The organism is Paenibacillus sp. UNC499MF (assembly GCF_900107975.1).
Classification (GTDB): domain Bacteria; phylum Bacillota; class Bacilli; order Paenibacillales; family NBRC-103111; genus Paenibacillus_F.
In genome coordinates this window covers 97,711-114,887 of record NZ_FNVF01000005.1, presented here as the reverse complement: position 1 = coordinate 114,887, position 17,177 = coordinate 97,711, and the positions used below count along the sequence as shown (strand labels likewise).

Annotated in this window: 18 protein-coding genes; 16 read left to right on the top strand and 2 right to left on the bottom strand. The window is 56.8% G+C overall.

The features are described 5' to 3' along the window. Nucleotides 1-123: 123 nt before the first annotated feature. Nucleotides 124-324 carry a helix-turn-helix transcriptional regulator gene (locus C4S74_RS13015; RefSeq protein WP_103995751.1) on the top strand — a complete coding sequence of 67 codons (201 nt, stop codon included), beginning with the start codon at nucleotides 124-126 and terminating at the stop codon, nucleotides 322-324. A 27-nt stretch (nucleotides 325-351) separates the two neighbouring features. Continuing rightward, nucleotides 352-756, top strand: coding sequence for a hypothetical protein (locus tag C4S74_RS13010; RefSeq protein ID WP_103995750.1), 405 nt, complete (start codon nucleotides 352-354; stop codon nucleotides 754-756). A gap of 318 nt (nucleotides 757-1,074) precedes the next feature. Here the strand turns inward: C4S74_RS13010 and C4S74_RS13005 are convergent, their stop codons facing one another. Continuing rightward, nucleotides 1,075-1,602: a phosphatidylglycerophosphatase A gene (locus C4S74_RS13005; protein WP_009672297.1), complete on the bottom strand. Its 528-nt coding sequence runs from the start codon at nucleotides 1,600-1,602 to the stop codon at nucleotides 1,075-1,077. 306 nt (nucleotides 1,603-1,908) lie between these two features. Here C4S74_RS13005 and C4S74_RS13000 point away from each other — a divergent pair, with 306 nt between their 5' ends. The 7 genes from C4S74_RS13000 (at nucleotide 1,909) to C4S74_RS12970 (ending at nucleotide 8,352) form a co-directional block, all read left to right on the top strand. Continuing rightward, nucleotides 1,909-2,967: a GerMN domain-containing protein gene (locus tag C4S74_RS13000; protein WP_103995975.1), complete on the top strand. Its 1,059-nt coding sequence runs from the start codon at nucleotides 1,909-1,911 to the stop codon at nucleotides 2,965-2,967. A gap of 200 nt (nucleotides 2,968-3,167) precedes the next feature. Next, nucleotides 3,168-3,917: a ribonuclease PH gene (gene rph / locus C4S74_RS12995; protein WP_103995749.1), complete on the top strand. Its 750-nt coding sequence runs from the start codon at nucleotides 3,168-3,170 to the stop codon at nucleotides 3,915-3,917. Continuing rightward, the gene (locus C4S74_RS12990; protein ID WP_103995748.1) at nucleotides 3,910-4,674 is read left to right on the top strand and encodes a non-canonical purine NTP pyrophosphatase; all 765 of its coding nucleotides are present in this window, start codon (nucleotides 3,910-3,912) and stop codon (nucleotides 4,672-4,674) included. Before rph ends, C4S74_RS12990 begins: the two co-directional genes overlap by 8 nt. A 258-nt stretch (nucleotides 4,675-4,932) precedes the next feature. Then, nucleotides 4,933-5,829: an ABC transporter ATP-binding protein gene (locus C4S74_RS12985; RefSeq protein ID WP_103995747.1), complete on the top strand. Its 897-nt coding sequence runs from the start codon at nucleotides 4,933-4,935 to the stop codon at nucleotides 5,827-5,829. Nucleotides 5,830-5,845: 16 nt separating this feature from the next. Further along, complete coding sequence (locus C4S74_RS12980; protein ID WP_009674210.1) at nucleotides 5,846-6,601, top strand: ABC transporter permease; 756 nt, start codon at nucleotides 5,846-5,848, stop codon at nucleotides 6,599-6,601. Beyond that, a complete protein-coding gene (locus C4S74_RS12975) occupies nucleotides 6,602-7,753 on the top strand; it encodes a sensor histidine kinase (RefSeq protein WP_103995746.1) in 1,152 nt (383 codons plus the stop codon). Beyond that, nucleotides 7,750-8,352: a response regulator transcription factor gene (locus C4S74_RS12970; protein WP_103995745.1), complete on the top strand. Its 603-nt coding sequence runs from the start codon at nucleotides 7,750-7,752 to the stop codon at nucleotides 8,350-8,352. The genes C4S74_RS12975 and C4S74_RS12970 overlap by 4 nt, the downstream gene beginning before the upstream one ends. A gap of 311 nt (nucleotides 8,353-8,663) precedes the next feature. Here the strand turns inward: C4S74_RS12970 and asnB are convergent, their stop codons facing one another. Continuing rightward, on the bottom strand, nucleotides 8,664-10,508 hold the full coding sequence (asnB, locus tag C4S74_RS12965; protein WP_103995744.1) for an asparagine synthase (glutamine-hydrolyzing): 1,845 nt from the start codon (nucleotides 10,506-10,508) through the stop codon (nucleotides 8,664-8,666). Nucleotides 10,509-10,749: 241 nt separating this feature from the next. Between asnB and C4S74_RS12960 the strand changes: the two genes are divergently transcribed. The 7 genes from C4S74_RS12960 to C4S74_RS12930 all read left to right on the top strand — a co-directional run bounded on the left by C4S74_RS12960 (nucleotide 10,750) and on the right by C4S74_RS12930 (nucleotide 17,173). Next, nucleotides 10,750-11,103 (top strand): hypothetical protein, encoded by a 354-nt coding sequence (locus tag C4S74_RS12960; protein WP_103995743.1) that lies wholly within the window; start codon nucleotides 10,750-10,752, stop codon nucleotides 11,101-11,103. Nucleotides 11,104-11,261: 158 nt separating this feature from the next. After that, nucleotides 11,262-11,375, top strand: a complete 114-nt coding sequence (locus tag C4S74_RS12955; RefSeq protein ID WP_103995742.1) for a DUF4023 domain-containing protein — start codon at nucleotides 11,262-11,264, stop codon at nucleotides 11,373-11,375. An 11-nt stretch (nucleotides 11,376-11,386) separates the two neighbouring features. Continuing rightward, nucleotides 11,387-11,593 (top strand): hypothetical protein, encoded by a 207-nt coding sequence (locus C4S74_RS12950; RefSeq protein ID WP_146065496.1) that lies wholly within the window; start codon nucleotides 11,387-11,389, stop codon nucleotides 11,591-11,593. Nucleotides 11,594-11,868: 275 nt separating this feature from the next. After that, entirely contained in the window at nucleotides 11,869-13,068 is a 1,200-nt protein-coding gene (locus tag C4S74_RS12945; protein ID WP_103995740.1) for an ROK family transcriptional regulator, read from the top strand. A gap of 31 nt (nucleotides 13,069-13,099) precedes the next feature. Then, nucleotides 13,100-14,188, top strand: a complete 1,089-nt coding sequence (locus C4S74_RS12940; RefSeq protein ID WP_103995739.1) for an extracellular solute-binding protein — start codon at nucleotides 13,100-13,102, stop codon at nucleotides 14,186-14,188. Nucleotides 14,189-14,331: 143 nt separating this feature from the next. Continuing rightward, a complete protein-coding gene (locus tag C4S74_RS12935; protein WP_103995738.1) occupies nucleotides 14,332-15,414 on the top strand; it encodes an ABC transporter ATP-binding protein in 1,083 nt (360 codons plus the stop codon). A 52-nt stretch (nucleotides 15,415-15,466) separates the two neighbouring features. After that, a complete protein-coding gene (locus C4S74_RS12930; RefSeq protein ID WP_374755402.1) occupies nucleotides 15,467-17,173 on the top strand; it encodes an ABC transporter permease in 1,707 nt (568 codons plus the stop codon). The last annotated feature ends 4 nt before the right edge of the window (nucleotides 17,174-17,177 follow it).

The window sequence follows — 17,177 nt, the reverse complement described above, 5'->3', positions numbered from 1 at the left end:
CTGCCGAGGAATCTGGCCCCGCCAGATGCCGTTCTGCCCGGCTTAATGTAAAAAACATTTGACATTCAAAACACACCTTGCTTACAATCAGGATGTAAAAACATTTGGACATTGGAGCTTGTTATGGAAAATCGGATTCATGAGCTGCGCAAACGAATCAGGCTGTCACAGGAAGACCTCGCCAAAGCGTGCGGCGTCTCCAGACAGACCATTAACGCCATTGAAAACAACAAGTACGATCCGAGTCTCCAGCTGGCCTTTCATCTGGCCCGGACGCTGGGCGTAACCGTGGATGATTTGTTCCAGGCAGACCAAGCGACGTAAACGGCAGGATAAGAGGGGGCGGGAATTTTGACCGGACGGAAAACACCGAAGCGGCGGCTCATCGCCGCGGGTTTCGGACTTACTTCACTAGTTGTTATCGGATTTACGCTTAAAAAGTGCTGGTCCGGAGAACCGGTCGGCACCAGTGAATTAACGAGCATAGCGGCTGCGCTGGCAGCCATGTTCGGAGCCCTGACCTGGGGGAGCAAGGAGGACGGGGAAGGCATTACGCAGGAGGAAGAGATGGGCAGGCACATTACTTTCGTCAGCGTTAAAGCGGCCTATTTTATTATGCTTGCGGCCGCCCTTATCGTTTGTATGGTCGAGAAGCTGGCTTTCGGCCGGGATAACATGGGGGTGCTGATTTTGCTTGGACTGGGCATCGTGCTACTCCCGGCGGCGGAATATATCGTGGCCCGGAAGTACCGGTAACCGGATAGGCCGCCGCATGCCGCCTATATACGTGGGGCGGGCAGGAAGAAAGCCGCAGAGCCATCTTGCGATGAAAAAAGAAAAAAAGGGAACCGCTATAACGGCGGTTCCCTTTTTTGTCGCTCCTATATTCAAAGCGTCCTCTGCGAGAACGGGAAACCACTCTCCGGACGGACGGTTGTGTCCGCCTTATCCGTTCCTTCACAAGGGGCTCATCTTCTCGCTCTGCTCGCAGTTCCCGGCAGCTTGCGGTGTTTGGGCAGGCCGCGAACGGGTGTGCCGCATAACGTGGGCGCATGCTGAATGGAGTCAAGCTACTCAGCTTCCCGGCGCGTCGCCTTTCTTTTCGGCTTCCGACTGCTTGCGGTGGGCAATCCGGGAGCTTGCGGCAGCGGCGATGGCGCCGACGATATCGTCGAGAAACGTATGTTTTTCGTAGGTGCTTTTATCGTTGAGCTTTTTCAGGATGCCCGGTTTCAGCTTGTCGATGTAGCCGAAATTCGTAAATCCGATGCTGCCGTAGACGTTCACGATCGACAGGGCGAGGATCTCGTCGCAGCCGTATAACCCTTCGTCATGCTGAATCATCTCCTGCAAAGGGGAGATCAGCTTGCCTTCTTCCGCCAGCATGTCCAGCTGAATGCCGGTCAGTACGGCGTTTTGTACTTCCCTCTTGGCAAGGACCGATTCAACGCTCGCCAGACACTGCTCCAGCGTTAGCGATTCGAAATAATCTTTTTGCAGAAAATAGGTAAGCTCGGCGATTTGAGACGTTTGAACGCCTCTTTTTTCAAGCAGCTCGCGGGTAGCTGAAGCTACTTTTTCACTATCCAGGGAATATTTCACGTGGGCTTCTCCTCCGTTGTCAAATGAAAGCAGATACCCTAGTATACCCTTATTTTAGGAAAGAGTATCGCTTTAGTTCGGATTTGTGTTCCTTAAAGGAAAGCGGGAATGGAACAAGCCTGGAAATTGTCCCGTTTTTTCGGACAACTCGGGCATAAAGTAAGAGAGCCCCCTGTATACATAGGAGTACGAAGGACAAACGTCATCAGGACCGGCAGGAAACACCCGGAAGAAGGCGCTGCCGGCGGCGGGCCCAGGCCGTACCGAACCTTTGCGCAGGGCACATACGAACAGGAGGGGATGGAATTGAGAAAAGTACGCTGGCTTCAGGCGGCAGCCATGACAGGGGCGATCGCGATTCTCGGGACGGGATGCAGCTTGTGGGGGACAGAGTCCCAATCGATCGACGCTCCGCCGCCCGGTACCGAAACCGCGATGGAGACGGGAACCGGCACGGGGGGAACGGGAGCGGCGGACGCGGGCGCCAAAACTTCGCAAACCGCCAAAATGACCGTCTATGCGAAAGACCCGAAAGGCTTCGTCGTTCCGGTCAGTCTGGATTTGCCGAAAACACAGTCGGTGGCGAAAACCACGCTGGAATATATGGTGGCCAAAGGCCCGGGCGAAAGCCAGCTTCCCGCCGGATTTGCTTCTCTGCTGCCCGAAGGGACTACGCTGACGGTGGACATAAAGGATAAACTGGCCACGGTCAATTTCAACCAGGCCTTCAAAAAATACGACGCCAAAGAAGAACGCAAAATCATGGAGGGAATCACCTGGGCGATGACCGGGTTTTCAACCGTCGAACAGGTGAAAATCAAAATAAACGGGCAGGAGCTCAAGGAAATGCCGGTGGCCCGCACCCCGCTGGACGAACCGCTTTCGCGCAAAATCGGCATCAACCTGGAGAAGCAGGAAGGGGTCGATTACGGCCAGTCCACGCCCGTAACGCTGTACTTTACGAATGCAACGGCGCAAAACGGCAAATATTATGTACCGGTTACACGCCTGGTAAAAAGGACCGATGACGTCGCCAAGGCGGTCATGGACGAACTTTTGAAAGGTCCCAACACGTCGAAGGGCCTGCAGCCGGTGCTTAACGCTTCCGCCAAGGTGCTTGATGTCAAGAAGACGTCGGATACGGTGCTCACGGTAAACTTCTCGGATCAGCTTCTGGACGAGAACAAAAAAGCGCCTGCGGACGGGCTCCAGTCGGTTATTTTGTCCCTGACGGAAAATACGAACGCCGCCAAAGTGCAAATTACGGTGAACGGCAGCCCGAAGGTGGAAACCTCCGATTCCCAGACCTACAGCCAGCCCGTATCGCGTCCGCTTCATCTGAACCCGAACCCGGAAAAACTGTAGGGGCATCCGGGGGGAGTGCGCCGCGGGGCAGGGTGAAAAGCGGAAGGGTCGGAGCCTCATTGCCGGACCTTACGGAGATTTCGGGGAGAGGAGAGCTCTCTCTTTTTTCGTCAAATTCCGCGGCGCTTTTGCTCGGCTCCTTTGTTTGCTACAATAGGAAGGATAGAAATGGATGCTATGATCGTACAGGAGGATACAGAATGCGAGCCGATGGAAGACAGAATGACCAGCTAAGACCGATGAAAATTACGCCGCACTATATCAAACATGCCGAAGGTTCGGTTCTAATAGAAATCGGAGAGACGAAAGTCATTTGTACCGCAACCGTGGAAGAGCGGGTTCCTCCCTTTATGAAGGGCCAGGGCAAAGGCTGGGTAACCGCGGAGTATTCGATGCTTCCGCGCGCTACCCAGGTCCGCAACCAGAGAGAAGCGGCCAGAGGAAAGCTCGGCGGCCGCACGATGGAAATCCAGCGGCTGATCGGACGCGCGCTGCGCTCCGTCGTTAATCTGGAAGCGCTCGGAGAGCGTTCCGTGACGCTTGACTGCGATGTGATCCAGGCGGACGGCGGGACGAGAACGACTTCCATTACGGGAGCATTCGTCGCGATGGCGCTTGCCATGGAGAAGCTGGTGGCGGGCGGCAAGCTGAGCAAGCTGCCGATTACGGATTACCTTGCCTCCGTCAGCGTCGGAATCGTGAACGGCAAGCCTCTGCTGGACCTGATGTACACGGAGGATTCCCAGGCGCACGTCGATATGAACGTGGTTATGACCGGAACCGGGAAATTCGTGGAGGTTCAGGGGACAGGAGAAGAGGCGCCTTTCTCGCGCGAGGAGCTGAACACCCTGCTGGCCTTGGCCGAGGGCGGTATCCACACAATGGTCGAGGAGCAGAAAAAAGCGCTCGGACGCGTAAGCGGCCTGATCGGAGCGGGTGTCCGTGTCTGATCTATCTGCTTCCCGCGTCGTGGTGATCGCGACGCGCAACAAGGGCAAAGTCCGGGAATTTGCCCATTACTTCGCCCGCTTCGGCAAGGAAGTGCGCAGCCTCGACGATTTCGATGATATGCCCGACATCGTCGAGGACGGCGCGACCTTCGCGGCGAATGCCCGGATCAAGGCGTCGGCGATTGCAGGCAGGCTGAACCTGCCGGTACTAGCCGACGACTCCGGGCTGTGCGTCGACGCGCTCGGCGGCGACCCGGGCGTATACTCCGCCCGGTATGCCGGCGAGCACGCCGCCGACGCGGACAACAACGCCAAGCTGCTGCGTGAGCTTGGCGCGGTCACGGCCGCGGCCGGCCGGCCCGGGTCCGGCGCTGCCGGGCAGGCGGCTACCGCCGGCGATGCGGCGACCGCAGCCGTCGCCCACGCAGCGGCGGACAGCAGCGCCGCGCGGGCGACGGGCCCCGCGGAGGCCGCGGATGCGGCTGCGCCGCAGGTGCTCAGCACCGCGCGCTTCGTTTGCGCGCTGGCGCTGGTCGACCCGCTCCGCGGGGACACGCTCGAGGCAGAGGGGACCTGCGAGGGTGTTATTATCGCGGAGCCGCGCGGTGCGGGCGGATTCGGCTACGATCCGCTGTTTTACCTGCCCGAGCTCGGACGGACGATGGCGGAGCTGCCGCTCGAAGAGAAAAATGCGGTCAGCCACCGGGCTGCGGCGCTGCGCCAGTTTTTCGAGCGCCACTCCGGCCGCTTGACTTAACCGCATAGACAACGTGCCTCCATTGCGGGCACGAACCAAACCGGTTTCCGAGTTTTCTCGGAAACCGGTTTTTTCGTTCTTTTTTCGTGTCACAAGGGCCCGGCGGACGAAGGTGACAATTGTCACCCGGAAAAGGTTACGGTTGTGGGTAGGGAGGAAATCCGCCTCGCGGTATGATGAATTCAGGTTAAAGAGCTTCACGCAGCGATGAACCGAAGAACCGGAAAGCCCACATAGTACAGAAGGAGCTGAATCCCTGTGACAACAGCTATCGAATTGATGCAGGTTACGAAACAATTTAAAGGTAAAAAGGCGGTGGACGGGTTAACGCTGACCGTGGAACAAGGAACGGTGCTTGCGCTGCTCGGCCCGAACGGAGCGGGAAAGACGACCACGATTTCGATGATTCTCGGCTTGCAGGAGCCTACGAGCGGAACTGTCAAGCTGCTGGGAGGCCATCCGAAGGAGCGGCGGGTGAGGAACAGAATCGGAGCCATGCTCCAGGATGTCAGTGTGATCGACAATCTGAAGGTATGGGAAACGATCGACCTGTTCCGCCACTATTACGAGAACCCGCTCCCGATGGAGCAGCTTCTGCTTATCTCGGGTCTCGCAGCCGAGCGGAACAAGACGGCTTCGGCTCTTTCCGGCGGCCAGCAGCGCAGACTGGGCTTCGCGATGGCCGCGGCGGGAGACCCGGAAATTATTTTCCTGGACGAACCGACCGTCGGCATGGACGTGACCTCCAGACAGCTGTTCTGGGATACGATCCGCGCCATGGCCGCGAGAGGAAAAACCGTTGTCCTGACGACTCACTATCTGGAGGAAGCGGATCAGTTGGCCGACAGAGTCGTCGTGATCAATAACGGCAGACTAATTGCCGACGGGACACCCAGCGAGATTAAGGCGGAAACGACGGGAAGAATCATTTCATTTACGGCGGGCGCCGGGGTTACTCATGATCTGCTGAGGGCTCTCCCGGGAGTCAGCGATATCAAGTGGAACGGACGGCGCATCGAAATGTTCGGACCGGACACGGACCGGCTGCTTACCGTGCTGATCGACAAACGCATCGATATGAAAGATATCGAAGTTCGTAGCGGCGGACTGGAAGACGCCTTCCAGACTTTAATTCAAAATACGAATGCAGGCTGAAGGGGAGATAACGAATATGAATGCGACGATTCTGAAAGCGACTATGGCCCAGTGCCGCGCGGAGCTGCTGCGCACCTTCCGTAACAAACGATTTATTTTCTTTTCGATCGTTATGCCGGTGGCCTTTTATTTTCTGTTTACGAGTACGATGGGAAGCGATACGAAGATCGGCAGTGTGGACTGGACATCCTACTATCTCATGTCTATGACGGTATATGGTGTTATCGGCGCCAGCCTGACTTCCTTTGCCCAGCGGATTTCGAGGGAACGCACCCAGGGCTGGGTCCGCCTGCTCAGCATTACGCCGCTGCCTTCCTGGTCTTACATGGTATCGAAGGTAGCCGCCCAAGGCGTTATTAATTTATTTATCATTCTGATGATGTTTATTATCGGAGGGCTCGGCAAACAGGTTGATCTGCCGGTTTCCGTATGGATCGAAAGCTTCCTCTGGATTTGGATCGGCGGTTTCTCGTTCATGGCTCTCGGTACGCTGCTTGGTTCCATGCGCAACCCTGATGTGGTTCAGGTGCTGACGATGATTCTGTATATGGGTCTATCCATTCTGGGTGGGTTATGGTTCCCGACCGCGTCCATGTCCGGGACTCTTCAGACGATCGCCAAGTTCACGCCGACCTACCGGTTGGGGCAGGGAGCCTGGAATTTGATCGGAGGCGGTTCGATCGACTGGACGGGCGTGCTTATTCTGGCTGTGTACGTCGTCGTATTTGTGATATTATCTTCCTATATCATCAAGAGACAGGAAGCGGTTTAAATGTTTCGTCGGCAACCGGCAAGGCCCCGCGAGGGGCCCCCTTTTATTTTTACGATCATCTGGCTGGTCTATCTGATCTTTCCGGTCGTTTCGGTTCTGCAGCTTCCTTTTCCGGAAAAAATACTGGGTTCGGGACTGCTTATCGCCTTTGTGGCGGCTTATTTGACTTCTTTTAACCGGGCGGCGGGAAGGTACTGGTTCATTCTGTTTCAGACTATCGTTATCGGCTTTCTGGCGATCCGGTATAACGAGAATTTCATTTATCTGGCGTTTTACCCGTCCCCGGTGATCGGGATGCTGCGGAGCGTCAGACAGATGGCCGCCGCGATAGCGGGTTTGTTTCTGATGTTCGTGGCGGTAGGCTGGCACTACAAGCTAATGAACGATGTCGATTTGTTTTTGCAGCTTCTGCCGGCGCTTGTCATTATTCTGATCATGCCGGTTGCGATGCGCATCGGGCGCAGGTCGAAGGAACTCCGGGGCAAGCTCCAGCTGGCTAACGAAGAAATTGCACGTCTGTCCAAAATCGAGGAGCGTCAGCGGATATCCCGCGATTTGCATGATACGCTCGGGCATACGCTGTCTCTTATTACGCTAAAGGGAGAGTTGGCCGAAAAAATGATCCCGAAAAATCCGGAGAAAGCGGTCCGGGAAGTACAAGATATCCAGGCGACCTCCCGGGCGGCGCTGAAACAGGTGCGGGAGCTTGTCTCGGATATGAATATGGTGACGATCCGGGAAGAGTTTGACCGGGCCAAGCAAATTCTTGCGGCGGGCGGAATAGTACTGGAATTAATGGCCGGTGAAGGCGCGGAAGACGAAGCTCCCCCGCTTATCGGCAACATCCTCGGCATGTGTCTGCGGGAAGCGGTAACGAACGTCGTCAAGCACAGCAAAGCGAAGGTGTGTGCCGTACAGTGGGCTTCCGATGAGGAGGGCTACAGGCTGACCGTTTCGGATAACGGCATCGGCTTCGACAGGGATGAAAGACAGCCGGATTTGGGAACGAACGGGCTCCGGGGCATGAGGGAGCGGCTTAAGCTGGTGGACGGGACCTGCTCGTTCGAATCGGCGGGCGGCCGGGGTACGCGGGTCGTTTTTAAGGTTCCTAAAGTTACCAAAAGCACGGAAAAGGAGGCGGGCGGCGAATGAAGGTCATTGTAGCGGAAGATCAGGGCATGCTGCGGGGAGCGCTGAGCGCCCTGCTTGATTTGGAAGACGATATCGAGGTGGTCGGCCAGGCGGCGGACGGTGCGGAAGCGCTGGAGATGATCCGTAAGATCCGGCCGGATCTTTGCGTCATGGATATTGAAATGCCGAAAATGTCGGGCCTCGAAGTGGCCGAGGCGCTCCAGAAAAGCAAAGATCCGTGCGGAGTCGTTATGTTAACGACTTTTTCACGTTCCGGTTATTTTCAGCGGGCCATGCGTGCGGGAGCGCGCGGCTTTCTTCTGAAGGATTCGCCGGTCGGTGAGCTTGCGGCCGCTCTCCGGGATGTGCAGGCGGGCAAGCGCGCGGTCAGCCCGGAGCTGGCCCTCACGTTCTGGGAGGCGGAGAATCCGCTGACGGACCGGGAACGCGAGGTGCTTAAGCTGGCCAGAGAGGGGCTGTCGTCCGGGGAGATCGCGTCGCGGCTGTTCCTTTCGGGCGGCACGGTACGCAATTACTTGTCGGAGGCGATCCAGAAGCTGGAGGCCAAGAACCGGATCGACGCCATTGCCGCGGCGGAGAAGAACGGCTGGCTCGACTAGTGCGAGATCCGGTGCCGGGTCGGGGATACGGACAAGGGATACGACACGGAGGTGTGGTCCGGCAGCGGCTGCGGCAGAAGAAGCGGATAGGAAGCAGAAAGCGCTAGCGTAAGAGCAAGAGAGAGCAAGAGAAACGGAAACTCCAAGCTCTGCGTGAAAAGCGAAAAACCTCCAGTGCCATTGGAATGGCGGCCGGAGGTTTTTTGAGATACCCGGTACCAACTCGGAAATCATGTGCGTATGCGTGCAAACAGTCGTACGCATAGACGTGCAGCACGTGCGTTATGGTTATTAGAGAGTGTGTAAGTTCCTTAGCGGATCGACACCTTGTACTCGCGGAGCCACGTATCCACCTGGATCAGATACGCGAACATTTGCGGGCCGGACATGAGCTGGCCGAACCAGGGGAATTCCGTCGATTCGGCTCCCGGAGCCGCCATGGCGCGAAGCGTTTTGGCATCTACAAAAGGAAGCAGCGGTGACGACGGATCGCTTAAAATTTCAAGCGCCTGCCTTTTGACCGCGGTCGCGTAGTTCGGGTTGTGCGTCTTGGGATAGGGACTTTTTTTGCGGGCCAGCACATCCTCCGGCAGTACGCCGGCGAGCGCCTTCCGCAGGATACCTTTCTCCCGCTCCCCGGCCGTTTTGATGTCCCACGGAATGTTCCACACGTATTCGACGAGCCTATGGTCGCAGAAGGGCACCCGGACCTCGAGCCCGACGGCCATGCTCATTCGGTCTTTGCGGTCAAGCAGAGTCGGCATGAAGCGGGTAATGTTCAGGTAGGACATCTCCCGCATCCGGTTCTGCTCCCGCGTTTCCCCCGCCTGACGGGGCACCTCGGCCAGCGCCTGCTCATAGCGGCCGCGGACGTAAGCCTCGGGCTTGATCCAGTCGGCGAAATCGCGCGCCAGAATGCCGACCCGCTGAGGCAGCGAAAGCGACCACGGGAACGTGTTCGCATTGAGGGCGTCTTCCCGGTGAAACCAGGGGTAGCCGCCGAAGATTTCGTCAGCCGCTTCGCCGGAAAGCGCCACCGTGGCGCCTTTCTTGATTTCGCGGCAGAACAGGTAAAGCGAGCCGTCGATGTCGGCCATTCCGGGCGTGTCGCGGGCGAGTACGACGGTGCGGAGCGATTCGACGAGCTCGGGCGTGTCGAACTCGATGTAGTGATGCTCAGTCCCGAGGTACTCCGTCATCCGCTTGATCCAGGGGGCGTCGGAGTTCGGCTGGAACGCGTTTTCCTTGAAGTTCTTGTCGTTATCGGCATAATCGACGGAGTACGTATCCAGCACGCCGCTGCCGCTGTCCCGGTAATGGTGGGCGGCGAGGGTGGTCAGCGCGCTGGAATCCAGCCCGCCCGAGAGCAGGGTGCAGACCGGGACGTCCGAGACGAGCTGCCGCCGGGCGGTATCGGCCAGGAGCTCGCGGATATGGAGAGCCGTTTCCTCCACATTTTCCGTATGGGGGCGGTTTTCCAGCTTCCAGTACGGACGGATCGTCAGCCCGCTGCGGTCGTACACCATAAAATGTCCCGGCTTCAGTTCCGCCAGGTTGCGGTAAATGCCGTGACCGGGCGTGCGTGCGGGCCCGACGGCGAAAATCTCGGCAAGGCCTTCGGCTCCTACCTCGGTTTTGACATCGGGATGGGCCAGGATGGCCTTCGGCTCCGAGCCGAACAGGAACGCCCCGTCCGTGTGGCTGTAGAAAAGCGGCTTGACGCCAAGGCGGTCTCGGGCCAGAAACAGAGTCTGTTCCTGTTCGTTCCAGGCCGCAAACGCGAAAATGCCGTTCAGCCGCTCCAGGCAGCTTCGGCCCCATTCGACGAATGCGGCCAGCAGCACTTCGGTGTCGCAGGAGGTCGTAAACCGGTGGCCCCGGTGTTCAAGCTCGCTGCGCAGTTCGGGAGCGTTGTATAGCTCTCCGTTATATACGATGGAGTATGTCCGGTCCCCGTCCTTGCGGATCATGGGCTGGGCGCCGTTAAGCGGGTCCATGACACTCAGCCGTCTGTGTCCCAGGGCGCAGTGGCCCGATATCCACGTGCCGGAAGCGTCAGGACCGCGGTGGACCAAGGTTTCCGTCATATTTTCGAGAATGGATGAAGATGTGGTCAGATCTTTGCGCCAGTCTATCCATCCTGTAATTCCGCACATGATGCTCACCCTTTCCAAATACGTTCTAAGCGAGCCTTTCGAGAAGACTGCCGAATGCGATGATTAAAAGGTATGCGGCGCCGGAGGCGAAAATGTCTGTCCATCCCGGAAGGTGCGGAAGAACTGGAAGGGCGAAATCGGTTTTGTTTCCAGAAAAATTTTGTTACAATAGAATCCGGTAGAAGAAAACTCCCCCTGCAAGCGCTATCGGGGAAATCATGCTAAAGGTGGACTGTTATTGATGAAACGTAAATACGCCAGGGCGCAAATCGATTATTTGGCGGCCAAGGAACAATTTCTCGCAGCCAGCCAGCAGGCTGACAAGAAACTGAACGACATGAGACAAGACGGTGCGGAGATCGGTCAGAAAGAAATGGAAGACGCGATTGAACGCAGCGGTTTCCATAAAGCTTTCAATGAGCTGCGCCAAGCGGAGAACCGTCTGATCGAGTGGAGTCATTTCACGATCAAGAACGAAGGCGAGTTCAAAGAAAACAAAGCGGCTTTCGAGAAGCTTTACAGCGAAGTGAAAACGAAGCCGGAAGCGCGCGCGGTTCTGGTTGACATGGCCATGAGACTGGAAGCGGAAGCTTAAGTTTTTTCGAATGGACACGCACTTATACGTATAAAGAACCGAGGAGCGCCGGATGGTGCTCTTTTTCTTTTTTTCAGAAACCCCGGCATGTTATCCCCTTAAGCCCGGACATACTAAGACGGCTTCACGAAACTTATTTCTCGGGGAGGCTTGCGGAGATGGACAGTCATTTCATCAGCAAACTGCATGACACTCAGCGTAAAGACGAACGCAACCGGAGGACACAAGGCAGAAACCGCCCGGAAAAACGGCTCCCGAACAAACAGCACTGAGCCGTGCCGCTTTGAGTAATCCGGTGAACCGTCCGCTTGCGGCGGAAGCCGGGAAACGAAAAATCGACAACCGGGCGGAGGTGATGAACATGGCGAAGGTTTCGAAAGCGACCAAAGGCAAAAAGTACGAAGTCAACGCGGAATTTGCCGAGGAGATGGAGGCCAAAAACGTCAAGCATGCGGCCCAGAACAATCCCAGCCACGGGACGGAGAAGTAAGCGTAGGGAACGCGAAAAGCCCGCTGCATCGGCAGCGGGCTTTTCGGCGCGGACGCATAAGGAAGCGGAGGAGCTAATAAACTGAAGGGGAAGAATATAAGCTTATTAAGAATGAGAAAGGCGGGAATTAGGCGAAATTATTCATAATAACGCAATTAATAATTAGATTCTATGACTAATTTCACTTTTTATATTGACATCATGTAAACGTATACATATACTTGATTTAATTAGTTTGTTAGTCATTTTAACTAAGTAAGGTGGTGATGAGGCTTGTGATCGGCAGGGGGAAAACGGGAAATACGAAGTTAGTGAAACAAATGAACCGGGAAGGCATTCTCTACCAGCTGCGCCAGCATCCCCGTTTGTCGAGAGCCGAATTGTCGGTCCGGACGAAGCTGAGCAGACCCTGCGTCTCCTCTCTCGTTGACGAAATGATCCATGAAGGGCTTATTCATGAAGTGGGAACCGGAGAGTCGAAGGGCGGACGCAAGCCGATTCTCCTGGAATACAATGTGCAGGCGTACACGGTCGTCGGGGCCGTTTTTGAAGGCAGTGAACTGGAGATGGCCATTGCCGATATGAAAGGCGAGCTGCTCCATCATGTACATACCCGTCTGGAGCAGCCGGTTGACGGCGATTCCGCTCTGGAAGCGCTCAAGACCAACCTGGACACGCTGCTTGAGAAAAGCGGGTTCGGCCGCGACCGCGTCATCGGGATCGGCGTCGGCCTGCCGGGTATTACCCAGAAGCGCAGCGGTACCGTCAGCTACGCGCCGAGTACGGGCTGGATGAACCTGCCGGTCGGGAAGGAAATCGAAGAACGGCTCGGGCTTCCCGTTATTCTCGACAACGACGTCAATATGATGACGATGGGCGAGTTTTACGGAGGCGCCGGCTCGGGGGTTTCCAGTCTTGTCTACATGTATGTGGGAACCGGAATCGGGGCCGGCATTATCATCGACAAGCAGTTTTACAGAGGCAGCAAAGAAGCCGCCGGCGAAATCGGCTACATGCTCATCGGCGGCGACCGTCTCCGCAGACAAGGCGAATTCGGGGTGTTCGAGAAGAACTACTCCGTTACCGGCATCTGCGACAAGGCGAAGGCTGCCGGCCTGACCGTCGACCCCGGGCGCAGCATCCTGCGGCAGCTGGGCGAGCAGGCGGATCAGGGAAGCCGCCAAGCCCGGACGCTGCTCGAAGATGTTTACACACATTGGGCGTCGGGTATCGCCAATACCGTCAGCGTACTGGACCCGGAGCTGCTCATCCTGAGCGGCGAAATGGTCCATCTGAGCGAAAGCGGCCTGGCGCGTATACGCGAGCTGCTCGGGCAGTGGGTACCGGTGCTGCCGGACATTCAGCTGGCGGGCCTGCGGGAGCGGGCCGGTTTGCTGGGAGCCGTGCACAGTGTGCTGGAAGCGTTTCCGTCCGCCCAGCCGGCAAGATCCTCCGGATCTGCCGGCGCGGATTAAACGATACAATCTAGAACTAGGGGGAGTACAAGTGAAAAAGAAGATGACCAAATGGACCAGTTTGACTCTTATCGCGGCAATGGCTGTCGGCCTTTCGGCCTGCGGCGGCGGTGACGACGGCGCGAAGAAGGGTGCCGAAGGCGCCGGCGGCGGGGCCGCTTCCGGTTCCCAGAAACTCGTGATCTATACGGCCCGCGACAAGAACGTGGTAGACGAGATTTTGCCGAGATTCAAAGAGAAAAATCCGGGCATCGACGTGGAAGTCATGACGATGGGCGCCCAGCAGGTTCTGGAGCGTATCCGCGGCGAGAAATCGAATCCCCAGGCGGACTTCTGGTGGGGAGGCACGCAGTCCTCTTTCATAACCGGAGCCGAGGAAGGCCTGCTTGAGCCGTATAAACCGACCTTCGCGGATAATGTGGCGGCCGAGAACAAAGACGCCCAGGACCGCTGGTACGGCGAAATGCTCCTGCCCGAAGTGATCATGTACAACTCCCAGGCGCTGAAGAAAGAAGACGCTCCGAAAGACTGGGATGAGCTGCTCGACGCGAAATATAAAGATAAGCTTCTGATCCGCGGCGTTATGGCGTCCGGTACGATGCGCACGATTTACTCTTCGATGATTTACCGCCAGGACCCTGCGGACCCCCAAAAAGGGTACGAGTGGCTCAAGAAGCTGGATGCGAACACAAAAGAATACACGCAGGACCCGACTAACCTGTATCTGAAAATGGCCCGACAGGAAGGCACGCTCTCCCTCTGGAACCTTCAGGACATCCTGATCCAGAAGGAAATGAAGAAGCAGCCGTTCGATTTCATCTATCCGGCCAGCGGCGCGCCGATTCTCGTGGACGGTGTAGGCATTGTCAAAGGCGCCAAAAACATGGACGCCGCCAAGAAGTTTTACGAGTTCCTTTTCGATAAAGATGAACTGAAGAAGAAAGCGGAGAAGCTGTTCCAGATCCCGACCCGGACGGATATCAACAAGGATGAATTCCCGGCTTGGCTGAAAGGAATCGAAACGAAACCGCTGCAGCTCGATTGGAAAGTACTGGCCTCCAAAGAAAAAGAGTGGATGCAGTACTGGGATGAAAACATCAAGGGCAAAGGCAAGAAATAAAGCCCGAAGCCTGACAGATCCGGGTGGGGGAAGCCTCATCCGGGCCCGTTTAGGCCGGGCGCCGCATACGATTTGCGCCTTTGTGCCGGCGGGAGAGACGTACGGATAGGCAGGGAAGTTTTACTTTTTAGGAGGGATTCCACTTGATAGAAGTCAAGCTCGATAAAGTAAGCAAGCAGTTTAACGGCGCCCGCGGCGTCGAGAACGTCGACATTCACATCCAGCCAGGCGAATTCTTCACGTTCCTCGGACCCAGCGGCTGCGGCAAAACGACGACGCTCCGCATGATCGCCGGTTTCTATTACCCGACGGAGGGGCGCATTATGTTCGGCGAGAACAATGTGACCTACACGCCTCCGAATAAACGCAACACCGGAATGGTGTTTCAGAACTACGCCTTGTTTCCGCATATGACCGTATTCGAGAATATTGCTTTCGGTCTCCAAGTCCGCAAACAGTCCAAATCGGAAATTATGGAGAAGGTGACGCGCGCCCAGAAGCTCGTCCACCTGGACGGATACGGCGACCGCAGAATCGACCAGCTGTCCGGCGGGCAGCAGCAGCGTGTGGCACTGGCCCGCGCCTTGGTGATCGAACCGAATATTCTCCTGCTTGATGAGCCGCTGTCCAACCTTGACGCGAAGCTGAGGGAAGAGACGCGCCTGGAAATTAAGCGCTTACAGCTGGAGCTCGGCATTACGACGATTTACGTGACGCACGACCAGGCCGAAGCCATGTCCATGTCCGACAGAATCATGGTCATGAAAGACGGCATCGTGCAGCAGATCGGCACCCCGCACGACATTTACAACCGTCCCGTCAACCGGTTCGTCGCCTCTTTTATCGGGGAATCGAACCTGTGGGAAGGAACCGTGGAACGCCTGGAAGGCGACACGGTGTATGTCCGCACTTCGTCCGGCACGCTTATCACGGGATTTGCCGCCAACGCTTCCCCCGAGTGCCGCCTGTCCCTGGGCAGCAAGGTGACGGTTTCGGTCCGTCCGGAATCGATCCGCGAAGCCGCGGCTTCGGAGAGAGGCCTGGAGAACGTTCTGGCCGGCAAAGTACTGATGTCGGAATTTACGGGCGTGAGCGTCAACTACGTCGCGCAGGTCGGCACGCTGCCGGTGAAAGCGATGTTTATCGGCCCCGGCCAGCGCATGCGCCACCGCGATGAGGATATTGCTTTTGCCGTCCCGAAGGAAAGCGTCTATTTCGTAGAATAAGGAGGGTGCGCCCGTGCAGACGAACAAACCGCAAGCCAAGCAGCAGCCGGCCATCCGTCCGAACAGCCGATGGACCACGATCACGACGTCGCCTTACTTCGTCTATGTGCTCATCGCGCCGTTGTTTCTGATTTTGCTTGCCTATGTCATTTATCCGTTTTTTCAGACGTTTTTGCAGAGTGTGAAGCTAGAAGGGGCTTTTTCGTTCAAAAACTACGCCCGTTTCTTCAGCCTTGATCATACATCGAATCTGGAAGCGCTTTGGAACAGCGTCTACATTTCCGTTCTCAGCGTCGTCACCTGCGGCATCGTCGGTGTCGCGATGGCGTTCCTGCTGGAGCGGTACGAGTTTCCCGGACGCAAAATTTTGTCCGTCCTCGCGATCGTGCCGATGGCTCTTCCGCCGCTGATCGGGGTGCTGTCCTTCTCGTTCCTGTACGGGGACAGCGGGATTATCCCGCGCGCGCTGCAGAAGCTGTTTGACCTCGATCACGCGCCGCTTGCGCTTAAGGGCATCTGGGGTGTTATCGTCGTTCATACGTTCACGATGTACACCTATTTCTATATGACGGCGTCCACCGCCATAAGAGGTCTGGACCCGTCGCTGGAAGAAGCGGCGGCCAATCTGGGCGCCGGGCGCCTGCTCATCTGGCGCAGAGTCATTCTGCCGATGCTGACGCCGGCCATCATTGCGGCTTCGCTGCTCGTCTTCATGATCTCGATGGCGTCTTATACGGCGCCGCTCGTATTCGGGATCGACCGGACGCTCACCATGCAGATTTATTTGTCCCGCACGAACGGGGACCTGGACATGGCGGCGACCCAATCGACCCTGCTGTCAATCGTATCGATCCTGTTCCTGATTATGATGCGCTGGTACCAGAACGCGCGGAACTATCAGAACATGAGCAAGGGCGTCAGCGTCCACCGGACCGAAGTGAAAAGCAAGGCAGGCAAGTACACGGCGATGGTGCTGTCTTTTATCGCCACGCTCGTGCTGATGCTGCCGATACTCGTCATCGTCCTGCTTTCCTTCTCCGAAGACAGTACATGGACGGTCCAGGTTCTTCCGCCGGAGTACACGCTCCAGCACTTTAAAGACCTGTTTACCGATCCGAAAACGTGGCGGCCGATCGCCAACAGCTTCAAGATGAGTTTCGTGGCGACCATCGGCAACCTGCTCTTCGGCGTTGCGGCGGCTTATGCCATCGTACGGATGAAATTCAAGGGCAAAACGCTGCTCGACATCCTGATCATGCTGCCGTGGGCCTTGCCGGGTACGGTCGTAGCCGTCAACCTGATCACGGCGTTCAGCGAGCCGAACGTCTTCTCGTTCAATCAGGTTCTGATCGGCAGCTTCTGGATTTTGCCGCTCGCCTATTTCGTCCGCCACCTGCCGCTGATTTTCCGGTCGACCTCGTCGACGCTCATGCAGATGGACAGCTCGGTAGAGGAAGCGGCGCGCAATCTGGGAGCTTCCTGGTGGTACAGCTTCCGCCGGATCGTCTTCCCGATGGCCCTGAGCGGTATTCTCGCGGGAACGCTGCTCGCCATGGTGGAAGGGCTCGGTGAGTTCGTGGCCTCGATTCTCCTGTATACGAATAACACGACACCTATGTCGGTTGAAATTTTCCAGCGCATGTACGCGTTCGAATTCGGTACGGCGTGCGCCTACGGGGTTCTGCAAATTGTTATGATCATTCTCGTTCTTTTCGTTTCCAGAAAGCTGACCGGCGGCAACGCCGGGTCCGCTATCTGACCCA

Excerpts from the sequence above, each read along its gene's own strand:
- C4S74_RS12980 (WP_009674210.1), top strand. The coding sequence starts at position 5,846 with ATGAATGCGACGATTCTGAAAGCGACTATGGCCCAGTGCCGCGCGGAG.
- asnB (WP_103995744.1), bottom strand. The coding sequence starts at position 10,508 with ATGTGCGGAATTACAGGATGGATAGACTGGCGCAAAGATCTGACCACA.
- C4S74_RS12975 (WP_103995746.1), top strand. The coding sequence starts at position 6,602 with ATGTTTCGTCGGCAACCGGCAAGGCCCCGCGAGGGGCCCCCTTTTATT.
- rph (WP_103995749.1), top strand. The coding sequence starts at position 3,168 with ATGCGAGCCGATGGAAGACAGAATGACCAGCTAAGACCGATGAAAATT.
- C4S74_RS12970 (WP_103995745.1), top strand. The coding sequence starts at position 7,750 with ATGAAGGTCATTGTAGCGGAAGATCAGGGCATGCTGCGGGGAGCGCTG.
- C4S74_RS12960 (WP_103995743.1), top strand. The coding sequence starts at position 10,750 with ATGAAACGTAAATACGCCAGGGCGCAAATCGATTATTTGGCGGCCAAG.
- C4S74_RS12955 (WP_103995742.1), top strand. The coding sequence starts at position 11,262 with ATGGACAGTCATTTCATCAGCAAACTGCATGACACTCAGCGTAAAGAC.
- C4S74_RS13015 (WP_103995751.1), top strand. The coding sequence starts at position 124 with ATGGAAAATCGGATTCATGAGCTGCGCAAACGAATCAGGCTGTCACAG.